Origin of the sequence: Pantoea sp. FN0302, from assembly GCF_050113775.1 — a bacterium.
In the GTDB taxonomy this organism is placed as follows: Bacteria; Pseudomonadota; Gammaproteobacteria; order Enterobacterales; family Enterobacteriaceae; genus Mixta; species Mixta alhagi.
On sequence record NZ_JBNJSM010000001.1, the window covers coordinates 727,405 to 747,421 of the forward strand.

The following is a 20,017-nucleotide window of genomic DNA, read 5'->3' on the forward strand; positions in this document are numbered from 1 at the left end:
GCAGGTGTATAAATGAAAAGCCCTGAAAAGAATCCTTTACCCAATGTACTGGTCACCAGTCCGTTGATGCCGCCGCTTGAGGAATTTTTACCTTACCTTGAAAGCATCTGGCAGAGCAAACAGTTAACTAACGGCGGCCCCTATCATCAGGAGCTGGAAAAGGCGCTGGCTGATTACCTGGGCGTGCAGCATATTAGTCTGTTTGCTAACGGTACGCTGGCGCTGGTTACCGCGCTGCAGGCGCTGCGTATTACCGGTGAGGTGATAACCACGCCATACTCTTTCGTCGCCACCTCTCATTCCCTGTTGTGGAACGGGATCAAGCCGGTGTTTGTGGATATCGATCCGATCTCCTGCAATCTCGATCCGGCTAAAATCGAAGCGGCGATCACCCCTGCGACTACCGCTATTTTGCCGGTGCACTGCTATGGCATCCCTTGTGAAACCGATAAGATCCAGCGCATTGCGGATAACTATGGCTTAAAAGTCATTTATGACGCGGCGCACTGCTTTGCCGTGAAACAGGGCGGCGTCAGCATCCTGAATCAGGGGGATTTGTCGATCGTCAGTTTCCATGCCACCAAGGTGTTTAATACCTTTGAGGGCGGTGCAATTATCTGCCCCAATGAAAAAATCAAACGCCGCATCGATTATCTGAAAAATTTTGGTTTTGCTGATGAGACCACGGTAGTGGCGCCGGGTATTAATGGCAAAATGAATGAGATCCAGGCAGCCTTTGGTCTGCTACAGCTGAAACATGTCGATCGCGCGTTTGCCATTCGTAAAGAGATTTATGAAAACTATCAGCAGGCGCTGGCACATGTACACGGGCTGAACCTGCTACCGCTGCCGGAAAACACCGACTGGAATTACGCTTACTGCCCGATATTTGTTAAGCCAGGACATTTTCCGCTAACCCGTGATGGCCTGTACAACCTGTTTAAAGAGCAGGGGATTTATGTGCGTCGCTATTTCTATCCGCTGATTTCCGATTTTCCTATGTATAAGGGTTATGATTCCTCAGCGCCTGAGAATCTGCCGGTTGCCAGCCAGATTGCGCAGCAGGTTCTCTGCCTGCCGGTGCATCCTAATCTTACTGCTGCGGAGCAGAACACCATCATCGACATTATCATACGCGCCAGTCAGGTTAATGCTGCCTGACGGTACGGCGACAGTGATAAAAAAGGCGGCCACAGGCCGCCTTTTTTATGGAAAGCTCCCCCATAACGGGGGAACCACTCAATCAGCAATAGCGTACAGCACCAGTTCAAAGGCGTGCAGCGAATGATGGGCGCGTAAATAAAAGCGGTATTCAGGCACCAGGCTCTGGATGTAATGCGGAAGCGTCAGCAGATCTTCCGGCTTATGGTAAGCGCTGATCGCCAGCACAGGGCGGTGGCTTTGGATGCTGCTGCTGGCGCCTTTCAACGCTTCCAGCTCTGCGCCTTCAATATCCATCTTGATAAAGGTGACTTTTTCGCCAGCCGTCACTTCATCTATCGTGATGAGATCGATACTCGCCATGCTTTCATCATCAGAAATTTTTGAACTCAGCGCTCTGCCTGAATCAAAATGCAGCGTCGTGGTGCTGCTCCAGACGCCCTTGTTATAGCAGTGGCAATAGCCCAGCGACGCTGTGGCTGCGCTGAGTTTGGCGAAGTTACCGCTGTCAGGTTCAAAACCATAGATTTTATGCGGCTGCGGCAGGGAACGCTTCTCAATGGCCGCGAGGAAAGCGGCAATGCTGTCGCCGTTATAGGCGCCACAGTCCACAAACACTTCATCACTCCCCAGGGAAATAATATCCGTTGGGAAATAATGATCAGGATCGAAGACCGTTTGATAATATTTTGGCTCGGCGCAAATACGTTGATTAAGAAAAGCGACCAGCGTTTGACGAGACTTGTCATCTGCCAGCTGCTGATAAAGCGCATCAAATTCGCTTTCATGCTGTTGACAATATTCTCTGGTAATAAAGCTATCCGTATTAACGCCGATAAACGACGGATCGTAGAGCAATATTTCCGCTGCATGAGAAGAAAGCTGCGCAATAAATTCATCGCTGACAAACTGCAGCGCAATAATATAGTTACAGGGCTGGCCCGACTGAATGAAGTGCTCCAGAGCTTCCAGCTCAAACTCATTAAAGGTTGCGCCTGCGGTTAAGTATTGTTGGTTAACCGCAATGTGGTCAATGCGCAGCGCCTCGCGCTGCATAAAGCTACAGGTCATTTGCGCCAGGCACCCCGCGCCGATTAATACGATGGGATGCCCATTGGTCTGCATGCGTGCAGTGGTGGTAAGAAAATGGTTTTGCTGCTCAACGATTAAATCCAGGAAGCGCATCGGATAGTTCCTTAAAACGTCAGGGTAAAGTTAGATTCAACAGGCGATTTTTTGCTGAGTACGGGCGCTTAAACTGGCCGCTTCAAGGAACTTCAGCCCGGCAGTGGCTACCTGTGCATCAATAGCATATTCACACTCTTCTTCGCGCAGCGCGGCAGCAATATCCGCATAGTAATTGGCGAAAGCTTCAATAAATCCGGCAGGATGACCTGCTTTAAAACGGCAATAGCGTGCCTGACCAGCGACGATATTATCGGCTGCGGTGCGATCGATAATCATCCGGTTGCCTTTGATATCGCTTAAATGCAAAAACTCCGGATCCATCTGTAGCCATTCCGCGCTGCCTTTACTGCCCATGATGCGAATACGCAGGCCGTTGCGATAGCCAAGCGCCGCTTTGCCATACCAGTAGTTACAAATCATGCCGCTGCGGTAGCGAGAAATAATATGAACCGTATCAACAACGTCCGGAATGCTGGCAAAGGTGCTGTGAACCGCATAAACATCGGCTGCGCTATCACCGGTAATAAAATCCACCAGTTGATGAACGTGAACGCCCAGGTCCAGCGAAACCGTCGGCAGCTCGCCATCGTGCTGTCGCCATGATTGCGGCTGCGCTACCTGACCTTCACGATTCTGGCGGGCAAAGCCTTCCTGCGGCATCTCTACCATGACCTGCTGGATAACCCCAAAATCGCCACGTTGTACGCGCTTTTGCAGCTCGCGTACCATGGGATAACCGCTGTAGTTATAGGTGACAAACAGTTTGCCCTGTTGATGCTGCTGGCAGGCCAGCACCACTAACGCGCTCTGATAATTATCCACCATGGCTTTTTCGCTGATAACCGGCAGCTTCGCCTGCAGGCAGGCATTAATTAAATCGCGATGTCCCGGCGTGGGCGTCAGGATCACCACCGCATCAAGCCGATCTTTTTCCTGTGCCAGAAAATCGGTCGGCTGGGCATAAATTCGTGCCGGTTCCACCCCCCATGCGAGTCCGGTCTGACGGTTCTGTGCCTCATCACGGCTGAAACAACCAGCGGCCAGTTTAAAATGGCCATCCATCTGACAGGCAATACTGTGGGTCAGGCCAATAGCAGAGTTAAGTCCGCCGCCGATAAAACCAATCTTCAATGCTTTTTTCATCTTCTACAGCCTTAACCCTGACCCAGGGTGAAATACGTTTTTAACTGAGGGGTACAGGCCGCCAGTTCAGTAAGCTGATCAAATTCCGCAAAAATAATGCCTGCCCGATCGCGGGGCGCGCATTCCAGCATTTCACCCGGTTTTTTCAACGGAACGGTAGCGACAATACGTGCCGGCAATGCCCCAAAGCTAAAACAGGAAAAAGGAGTACGGCGGCTGACTGACAGGGTATGACGCGCGATTAAACGTTGATGTGCCGGACGTTTATCATGAATATCTGACTGCTGGCCGATAAACGGCTGAGCGAACCAGAGTGCATAGGGCGTCGCGGTAGAAAGCTCAATCAGACGGCTGTAAAGATCGCCCGGACAACGACGGGTAAGCTCAATCAGCCAGAACCCGTTTCTGCCACGAATAAACTGCGTATGCAGCAGGCCATCGCACAGTTGCAGGTCGTTGACCAGGGCCTGTAAACAGTCACTCACCTGGTTTTTTAGTGATTCATCCAACGCAGTGCTTAGCGAGCTGCTGTTTACCTGCCAGGGATAGACGGTACAGAACTCATCAACGAAATATTCGGCGGCGATCTTGCCGTTACGTATAAAGGCGGAATGGCTGTGCAGGCTGCCTTCAATCCAGGTTTCTATGACCGCCTCGCCGTCGGACGAGGCGGCACAAGCCTGTTCCCAGGCTGGCAGAATAGTGTCCCGGTTATCGACCAACGTAATCCCAAGGCCGCTGTAAGCATCAACCGGTTTAATCATCAAAGGCAGCGGCAGCGCATCGGCCGCGTTGGGATGGCTTACCGCCTGCGGCACCGGATAACCGTGCTGATTCGCCCAGTGGCGGAACGCCCCTTTTTTAAAAATGATTTCAGCCGTATCAGGATGATCAAAACCTGGCAGCCCAAGCTGATGAGCAACCTGGCAGCCGGTTAAATAAGAGACGTCAGTAACGCCAGGCAACAGCGCATCAATCTTGAGCGACGTTGCCAGTTCCAGCACCTGCTGCTGATCTGCGTAGTTGATATCGAAAGAGAGATCGGCGAACTGATGTCCGGGATCCTGCGGCTTACTGCCGCAAACGGCGGTTTGGTAATCCTGTTCAGTCAGTGCGGCCAGAACAGGCAGGGCCGCGAACCCGGCATCAAGCAGTAATGCCTTTTTTTTGGTTGTCATCATGCATGGCCTGAAGAATATGCAGCGAATTATATTAAAGCCGGTTAACGCGTCGCTATCACTGCGGCGTAGCGGCGGTACTTAAGGCATATTGCAAATTGTAAGCAACAGGCCAGTTTCTGATTCGCTAAACAGAGCTGCTTTTATGCCTTAATTAGAGACGCTGGAAAGGTGCGCAACAGCGCCCTGGTTCGCAGGAAATGCGCCCGGGCGTTGAAAAAAGTTGCGTGGGGACGTTATCAGGGCAGAGACAGACCAGAAAGGGCGTGCCGGAAGAGGAAAAAGGTTTATATGCGTATACAGAAAAACCGCACCCTAAGCGTTAAATGCCAACGGCTTAGGGTGCGGTGGTTTACGGCCTTCTGAACAACACGATACTACGGCCTTCCAGCTCAAAGTCCTTCTCGCGCGTGATCACCAGACCGCGCCGATCGGTATCGGAGGTGGAGAGTTCAAGCACCCAACCGCCTTCGCCAAACTGGGGAATACGGAACGGTACATTACCTTCAAACGGGTTGAGCAAAATCAGGACATCGTGCCAAATGCCTTCTTCCTGCTGCAGATCGGAGCGCCCCAGATAGACGCCCAGCGTCGATCCTTCGTCCCACTGCTCAGGCTGCTGGAAGCCGCCGCCGGCGTTAAACCATTTAATTTCCATACCGTCGCGCCAGCTTTCGCGACGCAGTAGCGGCTGTTTGCTACGCAACGCAATAATCTGACGGGTAAACTCACGTAGCGCTTCGGCGCTCGGCGGCAGATTTTCCCAGTGAACCCAGGAGATCTCGCTGTCCTGACAGTAGCCGTTATTGTTACCCATCTGGCTGCGGCCAAACTCGTCGCCTGCCAGCAGCATCGGCGTGCCGTGAGAAAAGAACAGGGTAGCAAGGAAGTTACGCTTCTGGCGTTCGCGCACCGCATTGATGCCCTCATCATCCGTTGGCCCTTCGACACCGTAATTATAAGAGCGGTTATCGTTATGGCCGTCGTTGTTATCCTCGCCGTTATCGTCGTTGTGCTTTTCGTTATATGAAACCAAATCGTTCAGCGTAAAGCCGTCATGGGCGGTAATAAAGTTGACGCTGGCCCAGGGACGGCGGCCTCGCAAATCGTAAAGATCGCCGGAGCCAAGCAGTCGGGCGGCGAAATCGGTTGAGACGTTATCGCCTTTCCAGTATTCGCGCACCGTATCGCGATATTTGTCATTCCACTCTGCCCAGCCGGGCGGGAAACCACCAACCTGATAGCCGCCGGGGCCGATATCCCAGGGTTCGCCGATCAGCTTCAGCTTCGAGAGTACCGGGTCCTGCATAACCGCATCGAAATAGCCGCCGCGCTGATCGAAGCCTTCCGGCTCGCGTCCCAGAATGGTGCCAAGATCGAAGCGGAAACCGTCAATATGCATGGTTTCCGCCCAGTAGCGCAGCGAATCCATTACCATTTGCAGCACGCGCGGATGCGAAGTATTTACCGTATTACCGGTACCGGTGTCGTTGATGTAATAGCGATGCTGGTCGGGCAGGGTGCGGTAATAAGAAAAGTTATCGATGCCTTTGAAAGAGAGCGTAGGGCCGAGCTCATTCCCTTCCGCCGTGTGGTTATAAACCACGTCAAGGATCACTTCGATACCGGCATCGTGGAACGCTCGCACCATATCGCGGAACCCCTGAATGCCCTTTGGACCGTAATAGCGTGAGGCAGGCGCAAAGAAGGCGAGGGAGTTATAGCCCCAGAAATTTTTCAGGCCTTTCTCAAGCAAGTGCTGATCGTCCGGGAACCAGTGGATCGGCAGCAGCTCAACGGAAGTAATCCCCAGGCTTTTAATGTAATCCACTGAAACTTTGTGCCCCATCCCTTCAAAGTTGCCGCGCAGTTCAGGCGGCAGGGCGGGATTCAGCTGGGTAAAACCTTTTACATGGGCTTCATACACTATCGTATTGGGCCAGGCAATGGTCGGGCGATTGGTGTCCTGCCAGTCAAATTCACTGGGATCGATGACCCGGCACTTCGGCGTAAAAGGACCGCTGTCGCGCGTGTCAAAGGTTAAATCCTTGTCTTCGTGCAGCAGATCGTAAGCAAAATGCGCTTCATTCCACTCGATATCGCCCACCAGCTCGCGCGCGTAGGGATCGATCAATAACTTGTTGGGATTAAAGCGGTGACCGTTTTCGGGATCGTAAGGGCCATACACCCGATAACCATACAGCGCGCCAGGCTTCAGGCCCGGGACATAACCATGCCAAATCTCATGGGTATACTCCGGCAGCTCCAGCCGGGCAATCTCTGTTTTGCCATCTTGATCGTACAGGCACAGCTCAACGCGTTCGGCATGCGCAGAGAAAATAGCGAAATTAACGCCCTCGCCATCAAAATTAGCCCCAAGCTGGTGGCTATGCCCCGTCGTGATTTCAAAAGGCTGATCGTTTGACATACATCTCTCTCCATTGAAAGATAATTTTTAAGCACAACAGCAATTTATAACGTTTTTATTTACTTAAAATCATGCGCTTACCAGTATGAGAGACGAACTGCAGGCCACCGTCTCCAGGCTTAAGCGGTCGGTTGGCGAGACAAATTCTCCGCTCAGGATGTCCCGATAACGACGGTTAGCGAGGCGCTCGGGTAGGGCAATTTCCGTTTCCAGCCAGCGCTGCGGTTGCGGCTGAGCCAGGCCGCCATCAAGGCTGCTGAAAACCAGGCGCGGTGCGATAACAATCAACGCATCATCGTTTTCCATCCGGGCGAAGGCGATAACGTTCTCTGCCCGCAGACCGCTGGCGGAAAGCGGCAGATAGTCACCCTGGCGAAACAGCACAGGGGTCTGTTGACGAAGATGCAGCAGGCGTGCAGTGATATGCTGCTTTAAGCGACCGCTTAACCAGCTCTCTTCCGACGCAGACTCCGGCGTTTCATGGCCGTTCAGCATGGCGTCAAGTGCCGCAAAGTCAGGTTCGCGGCGGTTATCGGGATCCACCAGGCTGAAGTTCAGCGCTTCGCTGCCCTGATAAATATCTGGCACGCCCGGTGCGGTCAGTTTGATAATGGTTTGAGTAACACTGTTGACCAGGCCAGCCTGAATAAAAGGCTGTAGCGCCTCGGTAAAGTCCTGCAGGAAGGCCTGATTAGCCGGTGAAAGCAGATGACGAACATAGTCCAGCACCGCTTTCTCATAGGCATCATTGCTGTCGGCCCAGTCGGTGCGCAGCTTCGCTTCCCGCAGCGCCTTTTCAACAAAAACCAGGAAACGCGTTTCCAGCGCCTGCAGACCTGCCTCATCTTGCGGATGCAGCGTTGGTGGCCAGACGCCAGCCAGCGCCTGATAAAGCATCCATTCCACGGCGGGTTTCGGGGCCGGGCCATCTTCCAGCACGCTGATTTTTGAACGGTTCATCTGCCGCCAGCGGGCAACGCATTCGGCCCAGCGCTCTGGCGCTTCAGTCAGCGTATAGAGCCGGGCGCGGGCATCTTCGCCGCGTTTGGTGTCATGGGTGGAGGTGCCGGAAAGCGCATCGGGCTGCCGTTCAAGCCGCGTTTGCATTTCGCTGTGGAAACGATCGAGCGAGAAAGCGCGCGGGATTGGCTCGGCGCCTACTTCGTTCAGCGCCAGCTCCATGTTCTGACGGAAAAACAGCGTATCTTCTACCGATTTTGCCATCAGCGGGCCCGTGAGCTGCTGGAAGCGGGTGCGAAACTGGGCTGCGACCTCGTTGGCTTGCTGTGACACTTCGCCGCATAAAATGTGTACCAGGAAATCGAGCGCTTCAGGCGCGGGCGCACTGGCGCTGGTCCTTACCTTTTCCGCCACCCGTTGCAGCATCTCGTTGCTTTCTGCCGGCAATCCTTCAGCGGTGCCGTAGGTGCGGTAAACCGGGAAAGCGATCAGCAGCTCACGCAGGGCGGCGCGCATGGCCTGTTCTTCCTGCGCCACGTTATCGATGCCGGCGATCTCCATGGAGAGACGCAGCAGCGTTGAAAATTCACCGGCAAAATTGCGATCCGTCATCAACAGCTTGGCTGAGCGCAGCTCGGCGGCCATGTTCACCGGCTTGCCTGTTACCTCATCATAGGCTTTACGCAGCAGACGGATATTTTCACCATCCACCAGCACATCGGAAAGCGACTCGATAAATTCATAGCCAGTGGTGCCGGAGATGGGCCAGTCCGCTGGGATCTGCTCATCTTTGCCAAGGATTTTTTCCACGGTGATATAGCATTCCGGCCCGGCCTGCTGGCGCAGACGTTCAAGATAGGCTTTGGGATCGGCCAGCCCGTCCACATGATCCACTCGCAGCCCATCAACCGCGCCGCAATGCACCAGCTCCAGGATCAGCCGGTGCGAATCATCAAACACCAGCGGGTCCTCAACACGAACGCCTGCCAGCCCGGTAATCTCGAAGAAGCGTCGATAAGAGAGATCGCGCGGCGCATCGCGCCACGACATCAACCGCCAGGGCTGACGCTCATGCAGCTTAGCGATCTCCGCCTTATCGGTAAGCCGCAGCACCTCTTCTTCACGGCCCTGCCAGCTTTCCGGCGTCAGCGGGTAAAAGCTTTCATAATAGGCCAGCGCCGGCTTACCGGTTTTCGGATCGGCTTTGACGCTGATTTCGCCATTTTCCAGTACCGCTTCAAAACTATCACCCAGGAAAGGCAGCGTCAGGCGACGCGACCAGTCAATGTCGAAATAGCGGGCGTAGCGGCTGTTTTTACCGTGCTCAATCACATCGCGCCACCAGGCATTTTCCAGCGAGGCGGCCATATGGTTCGGCACGATATCCAGGATCAGGCCCAGCCCGGCCTCCTGCAGCGCCTTAACCAGGCGGTCAAAGCCTGCGCGCCCGCCCAGTACCGGATCGATCTCATTAGCGTTAGTCACGTCGTAGCCGTGAGTGGAGTCAGATGTTGCGGTAAAAATCGGCGAGGCATACAGATGGCTGATGCCGAGTCGCTTGAGATAGGGCACCAGACCAGCGGCACGATCGAACGTCATGCCGTTGCGAAACTGAATACGATAGGTAGCGGTCGGGATCTTCACTCTGTATCTCCTGGAGCAAGGCGGACAATAATCGAATTCTGCGGCAGCTCCGCTGACGCCTGCGGCCAGGCAAACAGGGTTTCGCCGGGCAGGTCGGGCAGCGGTTGCGTGGTTGCGCCAATATTAAACGCCAGCGACAACGTGCCTGCGGGGAAAGCCCAGCTTACGGCAACCATGCCCTCTGCTGTTTTAACCACTTTGCCTGCATTGCCGCCCGCGTTGGCCAAAAGCGGCACGATATGCTGCTGGCGCAGCGCTAACAGCTCACAGGTAAGCGCCAGCCAGGCTTTACCTTGCTCGCTTTGCGGCTTCTGCCAGTCCAGCTTCGAGGCTGCAAACGTGGCTTCGGCGTTGGGATCGGGCACGCTTTCACCTTCATGGCCCGCGTGGCCCTCAAACTCTCTGGCGCGACCTTCGCGCACCGCTTTTGCAAGATCGCCATGGAAATCGGTGAAAAACAGGAATGGATTGGTCTCGCCATACTCTTCGCCCATAAACAGCAGCGGAATATGTGGCGAGAGCAGCAGCGTGGCGAACATCACTTTAGTGCGCTCAACGCCAGCCAGCTCAATCAGCCTTTCGCCCTGAGCGCGGTTGCCGACCTGATCGTGGTTTTGAATAAAGTCCACAAAGGCAACCGGCGGCTGGCTGCTGCTGCTAACGCCGCGCGGCTGGCCCGACTGCGCAGAAACTTCGCCCTGATAAGCGAAACCTTCCGTGAGGATACGTGCCACCCGTTTTTCCGGCTCGCTGGCGAAATCTTTGTAGTAGGCATGCGTCTCACCGGTCGCCATAACATGAACCGCATTATGGAAGTCATCATTCCATTCGCCGGTAAACAGTGGCACGGAGCCATCTTGTTCGCGCGGATGCAGGAAAATAACGTTGCGGCTGTCCTCGGTCGTGAGATGGATAGGGCGGTCGGTGATTTCGGTGCGAATACGCTCGGCAATTTCAATCAGCGCATGCTTTTCAGAATTATCTTCAATTTGATCGATAGCATCGAAGCGCAGGCCGTCAAGGTTAAACTCTTTCAGCCAGTAGAGCGGCGCTTCAACGATATAACGACGAGCGGCATCAACGTCATACGCAATACCCGCGCCCCAGGGCGTCATCCGCTCTTTATGAAAGAATGCTGGTGCCAGCAACGGCAGATAGTTGCCTTCGGGACCAAAGTGGTTCAGAACGATATCCAGCACCACTGAAAGTCCATGACCATGAGCGGCATCGATAAAGGCCTTGAAGTCATCCGGCGTGCCGTATGCCGAATGCGGCGCGTAAAGCAGCACCCCGTCATAGCCCCAGCCACGGTTGCCGCCAAACTGCGAAACGGGCAGCACCTCAATCATGGTAATACCCAGTTCGGCCAGCCGGGGCAGCTTCTCAATGGCAGCCTGGAATGTACCCTGTGGCGTAAAGGTGCCGATATGCATCTCATACACCACGGACTCTTCCCACGGACGCCCCTGCCAGGTGCTGTTTTGCCAGACATAACGCGTGGGATCAATAACCAGAGAAGGACCGTTAACATCCTCTTTCTGAGCGCGGGATGCCGGATCCGGCACCACCATGCCATCGGCAAGAACAAAATTATATTCCGTGCCGGGCGCAATATTATTAGCCTGCAGTTCAAACCAGCCGTCGCCGCTTGCATTCATCTCGCGGTCATGGCCGTCGATTCTCAGAATTATCGTCTGCTGGCCGGGTGCCCAAAGACGAAAACGCACTGTATCGGCAGCCTCATATTCGGCGCCCCAACTCTTACGAAATGATTTGGACTCCATTCATTTTCCTCGCTTCACTCAGAAATGACCCATGGACGACATCATGTAATTTTGTTCGGTGATGCAAGCTATTCGCTTAAGCCTGTAGCGCGATCAGGATGCCGTAGCGGAGCGGCCCGTTTCTGATAACGATCAGAGGGCTGTTCCGCTTAGTGAGGAGATAAAACGGTGTCCAGTTAACCTGGCCTCAGGCTGCATACACAGAACAATCATAGACTATGCAGCGAGAGTTGAAGGGCTGGGGTAACGGAGCGACATGTTGGCCTTTTGTTTAACTATTAAATCACTTTCTGTTTACCTGCAATTTAGCGTGGATTCTTCAGGATAAGATTTTTCACTCTTTATCAAGTTGTGTTTAAGGAAAGTAGATGAGTCGCGTGCTCTTAATAGTGTGGGTGGGTGTATATGCTCTCTTGTGGAGTCTGGCAACGATCTTTCTGGATCCCACGGTTCCTTACGACGCTGTTGAAGCGCTGAATTGGGCACAAAATGCAGAATGGGGATCGCCAAAAAATCCATGGCTGATTGGTATGGTTTGGCGTCCGGCGCTGTGGTTTGCTGGTACTCCGCTGAGCGCTTACTGGTATATCACGCATTTTTTGGCGATTGCTGTCGGAATGACAGGTTGCTGGTCTCTCGCAAAATACCTGAGCGGCAGCGAACGTCTGGCCTGGCTTGCCGTACTCACGCTTAATCTATCCGGGATTATTAACTTCGACATTATTAGCTATAACGATAATTATTTGCTGGTTATGCTTTGGCCGTGGATGTTGCTGTTCTTTTTTCTGGCTATCGCCCGCCATCCAGCGTGGTGGCTGGCATTTGCCGTAGCTGCAGGTTTGGCATCAATGGCTAAATATTCGACTCTGGCTTTTGTCGGCGCGGTTTTTATTGCCACGTTGGTTGTGCCAGGAATTCGAGCTTGCTATCGCCAGCCTGTATTTTATCTGGCGCTACTTGTTGGCCTTGCCATTATTGTGCCAAACCTTTTCTGGCTGTGGGAGCATAACTTTGTGGCTTTCCACTGGGTGGACTCACAGATCAAGCGTCAGTTTAACCCAGGGTTATTCATAAAACTGCTGAGTGTCTATTATCCGCTGCTGTTCTTATGGTGGATATTGCATCGAAGCCAAATTCAACTCCGCTGGCCTGCTGACAGCAATAAAAAAGTTCTATTATTAGTTGCGTTATTACCGCTGGTGCCGATTTGTTTGTGGTTCCTGTTTCATCATGGGGGGCGACTGACAGAGTGGCTACAGCCGTTTTTCATTCTGGCACCTGCACTGGTGGTCGGGTGCGCGGTTAATCCCAATGCCCAGCCAGTAAGAAGAGCGGGTCCCATTCTAATGGGGACAGCGGCACTGGTTCTGCTTGGGTATGTTACTGTCATGGCAACTAATGTGAGTAATGCCGGAAGAAAAATGAGCGGTATTATTCCATTCAGCCAAAAAGTAGAACAGCTATGGCAAGAACGTTATGGTACGCCTCTGCGCCTGGTCGGTGGAGAGTATCTGGCCGACTGGCTTACTTTTTATGCGCCATCGAGACCCAAGACAATTACCCCCTGGAGCAGCAGCGCTAAACCTAATATTTATAACGCAGATATCAAGTTTGCCGATATCAGGCATTCAGGTGCGTTACTGATTGGCCGGTCTGATAAAAACTGTACTCACGCTTCGTTTACCCGGGCGCTGATGCAATGGCCGCAGCTATCGCTTGATGCCATTAGCCAGGTAACCTTTCAGGAGGATAAGGAACATAGCGGTTATCCGCTTTGCCTCGGATTTGTAAAACCGGGCACGAACACACTCTCTTTGCATAAAGAGCCTGCGCTTCCTCTACCTGGATAAAAGAGACAATTAATAGATAAAAAAGCGAGGTTATCCCGGATCTTCTGCCATGGTTTTTTACACATCATTTGAGCAAGGCGCGTTGGCAGCAGAGACGAATAACCTCCTGTTTTACCTGTGGGGCATGGTTTCCCACTGAAAGTGTCCGCAGGGTTTTATGCCAGAACCATCAATATTTTCGTGACTCCTGTTTCAGGACGACAGCCAGTGTACTCAGGTCAATGGTTTCATTATTGATCTGGGTGGGGGCATGCTTTTTGTGTACTACCCATGGCTTTTGGCGCAACGCAGTTCCTGTATACCGGCAACCACGCCATTACCGCAGCCGAAAGATTTACGCGAATGCCGGGCCTTTATCAGACTGGTGTACGTTTTCGTGACGAAATATTCAGCGCCGGTAAACATCACAGGCCACCCGGTGCAGCTTCCGTTATCATCCGTTTTCCTGTGCATGAAGCCTCTGACGCCCGCCAAACTCACGGGCATTCTGTCTGAGTACAGCGAGCCGGGAAAAGGTATCATCACGTTCAATGAGCCTGCCCAGCCCGGCAAATGCTGCACAGAATATATCTCCTGAGGGTCAACTGCGGCCTGACGGAATAAAGCTGCCGGCTGGGTTTAACTCCAACCAGCAAATCTGGGATCCCGGTGTAGTCCTCCGGTTACTCTACCGCTCAGGCTGACATCACCATGCCCAGCGCCTTATCCCAACAGGAGGCCTGAGACGCGGCTCTTTCGCTTTGCATCACAGAGTTGATCGGACGGCACGCCTGTTGTTTAAAGGCCGCCGTGGATATCGGGCAGACTTCAATCGAGCGCAGCGCAGGATACTCCTGGCCGAAGAGGTTGAATATAGTCAGTGCGAACTCATACCAGCTGACCGCCTTATCGCCGCAGTAGTGATAAATTCCCGCTGCATTCGCATCGGTAGCCAGCGTGATCATCGCCTGCGCCAGATCGCCCGCGTAGGTTGGGCAGCCGCGCTGATCGTTCACGACACGTAGCGTTTGCTGAGTTTGCGCCAGACGCAGCATGGTTTTAACAAAGTTGTTGCCATGTTCGCTAAACACCCATGAGGTGCGAACGATAATGGCGCGGGGCAGTATCGCCTGCACGCGCTTTTCGCCTTCCCATTTGCTTAAGCCGTAAAAGTTAACCGGGCAGGGAACGTCGCTTTCAACATAGGGCGTGGTTTTGGTGCCGTCAAAAACGTAATCGGTAGAAATATGGATCAGCTGAGCGCCATTATCACGCGCAGCGCGTGCCAGATTTTCCGGGCCAATCGCATTGATTTTCATTGCGCGGATGCGATCGGTCTCCGCCTTATCCACCGCCGTGTAAGCAGCAGCATTCATAATCACCTGGGGCTGAAAACGACGAACAATGCGGTCTACTGCCGCCTGGTTGGTAATATCCAGCTCGGCTGAACCGCAGGCCAGTAAAATCCAGTCGGCAGGAAAGCGGTCCAGCAGGCTCCGGCCCAGCTGGCCGTAAGCGCCGGTTAACAATACGCGCATGGCAACAACTCCGTAAGAGGTAAACCTTTTTTATCTTTTTCCGACAGCAACGGATCTTTCACCGGCCAGTCGATATTTATGCAGGGGTCATTCCACAGCAGACAGGCTTCATCTTGTGGGTTGTAGTAATCGGTACATTTATATTCAAAATCCGCAATATCAGAGAGCACCAGGAAACCGTGCGCCAGGCCGGGTGGGATCCAGAGCTGCGTCTTATTCTCTTCGGAAAGAATGACGCCTTCCCACTGGCCAAAGGTGGGTGAATCCGGGCGAATATCCACGGCGACGTCAAACACTTCGCCACGTACCACGCGCACCAGCTTGCCCTGCGGCTGCGTTTTTTGAAAATGCAGGCCGCGCAAAACGTTTTTACCAGAGCGGGAATAGTTGTCCTGCACAAACTCCAGCTTTATATCCAGCAGCTGCTGATAGCGTTTTTTTTCGAAGGTCTCCAGAAAGAAGCCGCGCGCATCGCCATAGACGGCGGGCTGAATAATTTTTACATCACAAATACGCGTATTGATTACCTTCATGCTTCCACCAGCAACTGATGCAGATAGGATCCGTACTGGGTTTTGTTGAGATAGTTTGCCCGCTCGCGCAGCTGACCGGCGCTTAGCCAGCCTTTACGCCAGGCTATCTCTTCCAGGCAGGCGACTTTGAAACCCTGACGTTTTTCAATGGTGTGAATAAAATGCGATGCTTCCAGCAGGCTGTCATGGGTGCCAGTATCAAGCCAGGCGAAACCGCGCCCCAGCACTTCTACCGACAGCAGGCCATCTTCCAGATACATCTGGTTAAGCGTGGTAATCTCCAGTTCGCCGCGCGCGGATGGTTTTACCTGCTTCGCCATCGAGCAAACCTGCCGGTCATAAAAATAGAGGCCGGTCACCGCATAGTTGGACTTCGGCTGGCTCGGCTTCTCTTCCAGCGAGATCGCCTGAAACTGTTTATTAAATTCCACCACGCCAAAGCGCTCCGGATCCATCACCTGATAGCCGAAAACCGTTGCGCCGCTGTCACGTGCGCTCACTTCTTCCAGCTTTTTGGCGAAGCTTTGCCCAAAGAAGATGTTGTCGCCCAGTACCAGCGCACAGCCTTCACCGGCAAGAAACTCCTCGCCGATAATAAACGCCTGTGCCAGCCCTTCAGGTTTCGGCTGAACGGCAAACTGCAACTGAATACCGAAACGGCTGCCGTCGCCCAGCAGCCGCTGGAAAGCCGGGAGATCTTCTGGCGTCGTGATCACCAGAATCTCCTGAATGCCCGCCAGCATCAGCACGGAAAGCGGATAATAGATCATCGGCTTGTCATACACAGGCAGCAACTGCTTGGATACGCCGCAGGTGACCGGATGCAGGCGTGAGCCTGTACCGCCAGCGAGTACGATACCTTTCATACAGAGTCTCGATATAACAGGATGCAGGGAGCCTTCCCCGGGGATGTGATAAAGATTACGCCTGAGATCCGATGAGTAATGGCGCAAATAAGAGGGGAAAGCAGGGGCTTTATTGCGGATAACCTGCGGGCGGGAAAGATTTTAACTCTGCGTTACAGAAAAGTAACCCGCTGCCGATAATAACGGCAAAGCAGCGTCTCTTCGCTGATTAACCCGTGACTCTTTTTCGGGAGTGGTTATGCGCTTTAATTATGACTTGTTACCTGGGGAACAGCTGACCTTTGAAGAGATCAGCCAGCGCTACGGGCAAAAATATCCAACGGAAAAGGCACTGACCTTTCGTGGCTTATTAAGCCCATCCACCAGTCCGCGTCAGCTGGTTATTCGGGCGGTATTTGCCCATCAGGCCGAAAACAGTCCGCTGGAAGATCTGCTGTTTGTTTCTGATGATAACGATCGAAAAAATTATCTGCGCCGCTTTGAGCACTATATGCATCAGGGGCAATCCTTTCTGTATCTCAGGCGCAATGATGCCGCCGGGACGTTATGGAAAGTCATGGGGGAGAGCCGGGTCTATGCGATGCTCGATCCCAACGGGGCAACGGCGCAAAATCTGCTGGCCAGCCGCGGCTATCGGCTAACGCTGATGCGTCAGCAGGGCGATGACGACTATTGGCAGCTTTATGATCCCAAAGCGCAGCCTTGCTTTAATGAGGCGCGCACGCTGCAATTTATCGTGGTGCTGGAAACGCCGATGCTGCCTGCGCCTGCCGCGGTGATTGCCGGCCAGCAGGTCGGACGCCGCGTCAGAGTTAAAGTGCTGCAGCGCGCCAGCCAGGCGGAATTCAGCGCGGCGGTCAACGCGCGCTACGGCGGTTGCGTGATTACCGGCACTACGCTTTCAGAGAGCGCTTCTGCTCCATGGGTTGAGGCCTGTTATATAGACGCCAGCGAAAACAGCGAAGGTCTGCTGGCCGATAGCAGCGTTGATAACGGTCTGTTTTTACGCAGCGACCTGCGGCGTCTGTTTATCAGCGGACGATTATTTATCGATGGTGAACAGGGAACGGTGCATATTCGTCCGGCACTGCAAAGTGAAGATAACCTGCATGACATTTATCATGACATCGATGGCAAAGTCTGCGCGCTTTGGCAAGGTGTGCCGCCGGCAACCCGCGAACGGCTAAAGAAAACGGTGCGCCTGTTTTAACAAAAGTGTGATCCCATCGGCATCGCACCGGTAGTGGTCACACACATTTTCTAAATAACCCGCCTTTTTTATCCCTATTCCCCCAATCGATCGCCCTACAGAATCGGATAATCATGCCGATAACGTAACTAACGCAGGGTAGTCAAAGTGAACGATCTCTATACCGCTGATGGCGTGATGGACAAACACTCGCTGTGGCAGCGATACGTACCGCTGGTGCGCCATGAGGCGCTACGTCTGCAGGTACGGCTGCCCGCAAGTGTTGAGCTGGATGATTTGCTGCAGGCTGGAGGTATCGGGCTGCTGAATGCCGTGGAGCGCTATGACGCGCTACAGGGTACCGCCTTTACCACCTATGCCGTACAACGCATACGTGGGGCCATGTTGGATGAGCTACGTAGCCGTGACTGGGCGCCGCGCAGCGTGAGACGCAACGCGCGCGAAGTCGCGTCTGCGATGCATCAGTGTGAACAGACACTGGGGCGTGCCGCATCCGAGCAGGAAGTTGCCAGGCAGTTAAATGTTTCGCTGGAAGAGTATCGACAGATTCTGCTGGATACCAACAACAGCCAGCTTTTTTCCTATGACGAATATCGCGAAGAGCATGGCGATAGTGCGGAACTGGTGACGGAAGGACATGAAGATGCCAATCCGCTTCACCAGCTGATGGAAGGGAATCTGCGTGAACGCGTCATTGAAGCGATCGAGGCATTGCCCGAGCGCGAAAAAATGGTGCTGACACTGTATTACCAGGAAGAGTTGAATCTGAAAGAGATTGGCGCGGTATTGGAGGTGGGAGAGTCCCGCGTCAGCCAGCTGCACAGTCAGGCGATCAAACGCCTGCGCGCCCGGTTAACGGGAGCGCGCTGACAGCGTCAGCTCTCGCTTTCGAGACATATAACCGGGGGTCTCCTCAATGGGAACCAAACTAAAAACGAGGCCATTAAGCCGTTATCTTAAAGACTTTAAACACAGCCAAAGTAATTGTTCACACTGCGGAAAAGTACTCGACAGGATGGCGTTAGTTTTTCGCGGTCAGATCATCAATAAAGAAGCCATATCCCGGATGGACCAGCCGATCGACGATCAGGTCTGGCTTAAATTACAAAACGAACTGACCGCTCTGTGCCGGTTTTGCAGCGATATTTACTGCAATACGCACCCCAATTATTTTGACATTATGGCGTTTAAACAATACCTGTTTGAACAGACGGAAATGAGCCACAGCACAATACGTGAGTATGTGGTTCGTCTGCGTCGTCTGGATGACATGCTGTCGGCGAAAAATTACCCGGCAGAAAAATTACGCGGCGGAAGCTGGCACGAATGTCTGGAAAAAGATTTACCGGATGCCGGAAACAATAACTACCGCATTGCCCTGCGAAAATATGACCAGTTTTTAGGATGGCAGCGTAATTAAGTGTTCGGCACGGATGGGTTTTCATCCGTGCCGCGCTGACTTTTTCAGCAGCCAGGCGCGTCTGCGCCTCATCACACGAACTGACCATAGATCCCCGACAAATCTTCTGCAACACTGTAGCCATTATTCTGTGTGCGTGGAGGCTGCTTTGTCCCTGTCTAATCTGATCCAATTCCCCCGTCTAGAACTGGTTGGCGCCCCAACGCCGCTGGAGCATTTGCCACGTCTTTCCGACTACCTTGGCCGCGATATTTTTATCAAGCGTGATGATATTACGCCGTTGGCGCTGGGTGGAAACAAGCTACGCAAGCTGGAGTTTCTGGCGGCGGATGCGTTGCGCGAAGGGGCCGATGTGTTGATTACCGCCGGGGCTATCCAGTCAAACCACGTACGCCAAACTGCCGCAGTGGCGGCAAAGCTGGGTCTGAAGTGTTTTGCCCTGCTGGAGAACCCGATCCAAACTCAGGCGGAAAACTATCTCAGCAACGGCAACCGCCTGCTACTTGATCTCATGGACTGCGAAGTAGAGCTGGTGGATACGCTGCATGCGCCCGCGCAACAGCTGGAGGAGCTGCGCATTCGTCTGGAAGCGCAGGGCTTTCGTCCTTATGTGGTGCCGGTTGGCGGTTCTAACGCGCTGGGCGCACTGGGTTATGTGGAGTGCGCGCAGGAGATCGCTCATCAAAGCGAAGATGTTGTGGATTTCGCTGCGGTGGTTGTGGCCTCCGGCAGTGCGGGCACGCATGCGGGTCTGGCGCTGGGATTAGAACATCTGCTGCCGGAAACGGAGCTGGTTGGCGTGACGGTGTCACGCAAAGTTGTCGATCAGCTGCCGCTGGTTACCGGCCTCCAGCAGCAGGTTGCCAGCCTGCTGGAGACGCACAGCAGCGCGGCAATCACGCTTTGGGATGACTATTTTGGTCCGCGCTACGGCATGCCCAGCGAAGAGGGCATGGAAGCAGTGAAGCTGTTGGCACGCCTGGAAGGCATCTTCCTTGATCCGGTCTATACCGGCAAAGCGATGGCAGGATTAATCGATGGTATCAGTCAGCAGCGCTTCCAGCGTGAAGGACCATTGCTGTTTGTGCATACCGGTGGCGCACCGGCATTATTTGCTTATCACCCTTTGGTCTGA

15 protein-coding genes are annotated in these 20,017 nt (G+C 53.6%); 6 read left to right on the forward strand and 9 right to left on the reverse strand.

Annotation, left to right across the window (positions count from 1 at the left end; translation table 11 throughout):
- The first annotated feature begins 12 nt into the window (after nucleotides 1-12).
- Nucleotides 13-1,161, forward strand: coding sequence for a DegT/DnrJ/EryC1/StrS family aminotransferase (locus ACQE32_RS03330; protein ID WP_427021338.1), 1,149 nt, complete (start codon nucleotides 13-15; stop codon nucleotides 1,159-1,161).
- 78 nt (nucleotides 1,162-1,239) lie between these two features.
- Here the strand turns inward: ACQE32_RS03330 and ACQE32_RS03335 are convergent, their stop codons facing one another.
- The 6 genes from ACQE32_RS03335 to treZ all read right to left on the reverse strand — a co-directional run bounded on the left by ACQE32_RS03335 (nucleotide 1,240) and on the right by treZ (nucleotide 11,486).
- The gene (locus ACQE32_RS03335; RefSeq protein WP_427021339.1) at nucleotides 1,240-2,346 is read right to left on the reverse strand and encodes an FkbM family methyltransferase; all 1,107 of its coding nucleotides are present in this window, start codon (nucleotides 2,344-2,346) and stop codon (nucleotides 1,240-1,242) included.
- A gap of 36 nt (nucleotides 2,347-2,382) precedes the next feature.
- Nucleotides 2,383-3,492, reverse strand: coding sequence for a Gfo/Idh/MocA family protein (locus ACQE32_RS03340; RefSeq protein ID WP_426972172.1), 1,110 nt, complete (start codon nucleotides 3,490-3,492; stop codon nucleotides 2,383-2,385).
- 11 nt (nucleotides 3,493-3,503) lie between these two features.
- Entirely contained in the window at nucleotides 3,504-4,673 is a 1,170-nt protein-coding gene (locus ACQE32_RS03345) for an ATP-grasp domain-containing protein (protein WP_426980866.1), read from the reverse strand.
- 349 nt (nucleotides 4,674-5,022) lie between these two features.
- Nucleotides 5,023-7,098, reverse strand: coding sequence for a glycogen debranching protein GlgX (gene glgX / locus ACQE32_RS03350; RefSeq protein WP_426972176.1), 2,076 nt, complete (start codon nucleotides 7,096-7,098; stop codon nucleotides 5,023-5,025).
- Nucleotides 7,099-7,167: 69 nt separating this feature from the next.
- Nucleotides 7,168-9,702, reverse strand: a complete 2,535-nt coding sequence (gene treY, locus ACQE32_RS03355; protein ID WP_427021340.1) for a malto-oligosyltrehalose synthase — start codon at nucleotides 9,700-9,702, stop codon at nucleotides 7,168-7,170.
- Nucleotides 9,699-11,486, reverse strand: a complete 1,788-nt coding sequence (gene treZ / locus ACQE32_RS03360; RefSeq protein WP_427021341.1) for a malto-oligosyltrehalose trehalohydrolase — start codon at nucleotides 11,484-11,486, stop codon at nucleotides 9,699-9,701. The genes treY and treZ overlap by 4 nt, the downstream gene beginning before the upstream one ends.
- A 368-nt stretch (nucleotides 11,487-11,854) precedes the next feature.
- Between treZ and ACQE32_RS03365 the strand changes: the two genes are divergently transcribed.
- Nucleotides 11,855-13,336, forward strand: a complete 1,482-nt coding sequence (locus tag ACQE32_RS03365; RefSeq protein WP_427021342.1) for a glycosyltransferase family 39 protein — start codon at nucleotides 11,855-11,857, stop codon at nucleotides 13,334-13,336.
- 674 nt (nucleotides 13,337-14,010) lie between these two features.
- Here ACQE32_RS03365 and rfbD read toward each other — a convergent pair.
- From rfbD to rfbA, 3 genes are read right to left on the reverse strand one after another with little or no spacing between them, the layout of a single operon-like run.
- Complete coding sequence (gene rfbD / locus ACQE32_RS03370) at nucleotides 14,011-14,853, reverse strand: dTDP-4-dehydrorhamnose reductase (RefSeq protein ID WP_426972183.1); 843 nt, start codon at nucleotides 14,851-14,853, stop codon at nucleotides 14,011-14,013.
- Complete coding sequence (rfbC, locus tag ACQE32_RS03375) at nucleotides 14,838-15,386, reverse strand: dTDP-4-dehydrorhamnose 3,5-epimerase (RefSeq protein ID WP_085071393.1); 549 nt, start codon at nucleotides 15,384-15,386, stop codon at nucleotides 14,838-14,840. Before rfbC ends, rfbD begins: the two co-directional genes overlap by 16 nt.
- The gene (rfbA, locus tag ACQE32_RS03380; RefSeq protein WP_427021343.1) at nucleotides 15,383-16,252 is read right to left on the reverse strand and encodes a glucose-1-phosphate thymidylyltransferase RfbA; all 870 of its coding nucleotides are present in this window, start codon (nucleotides 16,250-16,252) and stop codon (nucleotides 15,383-15,385) included. Before rfbA ends, rfbC begins: the two co-directional genes overlap by 4 nt.
- A gap of 238 nt (nucleotides 16,253-16,490) precedes the next feature.
- Between rfbA and ACQE32_RS03385 the strand changes: the two genes are divergently transcribed.
- From ACQE32_RS03385 to ACQE32_RS03400, 4 genes are all read left to right on the forward strand, one after another.
- Nucleotides 16,491-17,462, forward strand: coding sequence for an HNH endonuclease signature motif containing protein (locus ACQE32_RS03385; protein ID WP_426972185.1), 972 nt, complete (start codon nucleotides 16,491-16,493; stop codon nucleotides 17,460-17,462).
- Between the two features lie 147 nt (nucleotides 17,463-17,609).
- Nucleotides 17,610-18,332 (forward strand): RNA polymerase sigma factor FliA, encoded by a 723-nt coding sequence (locus ACQE32_RS03390; RefSeq protein WP_085071396.1) that lies wholly within the window; start codon nucleotides 17,610-17,612, stop codon nucleotides 18,330-18,332.
- 46 nt (nucleotides 18,333-18,378) lie between these two features.
- Nucleotides 18,379-18,882 carry a flagella biosynthesis regulatory protein FliZ gene (gene fliZ, locus ACQE32_RS03395; protein ID WP_085071397.1) on the forward strand — a complete coding sequence of 168 codons (504 nt, stop codon included), beginning with the start codon at nucleotides 18,379-18,381 and terminating at the stop codon, nucleotides 18,880-18,882.
- 148 nt (nucleotides 18,883-19,030) lie between these two features.
- Nucleotides 19,031-20,017 carry a D-cysteine desulfhydrase gene (locus ACQE32_RS03400; protein ID WP_426972187.1) on the forward strand — a complete coding sequence of 329 codons (987 nt, stop codon included), beginning with the start codon at nucleotides 19,031-19,033 and terminating at the stop codon, nucleotides 20,015-20,017.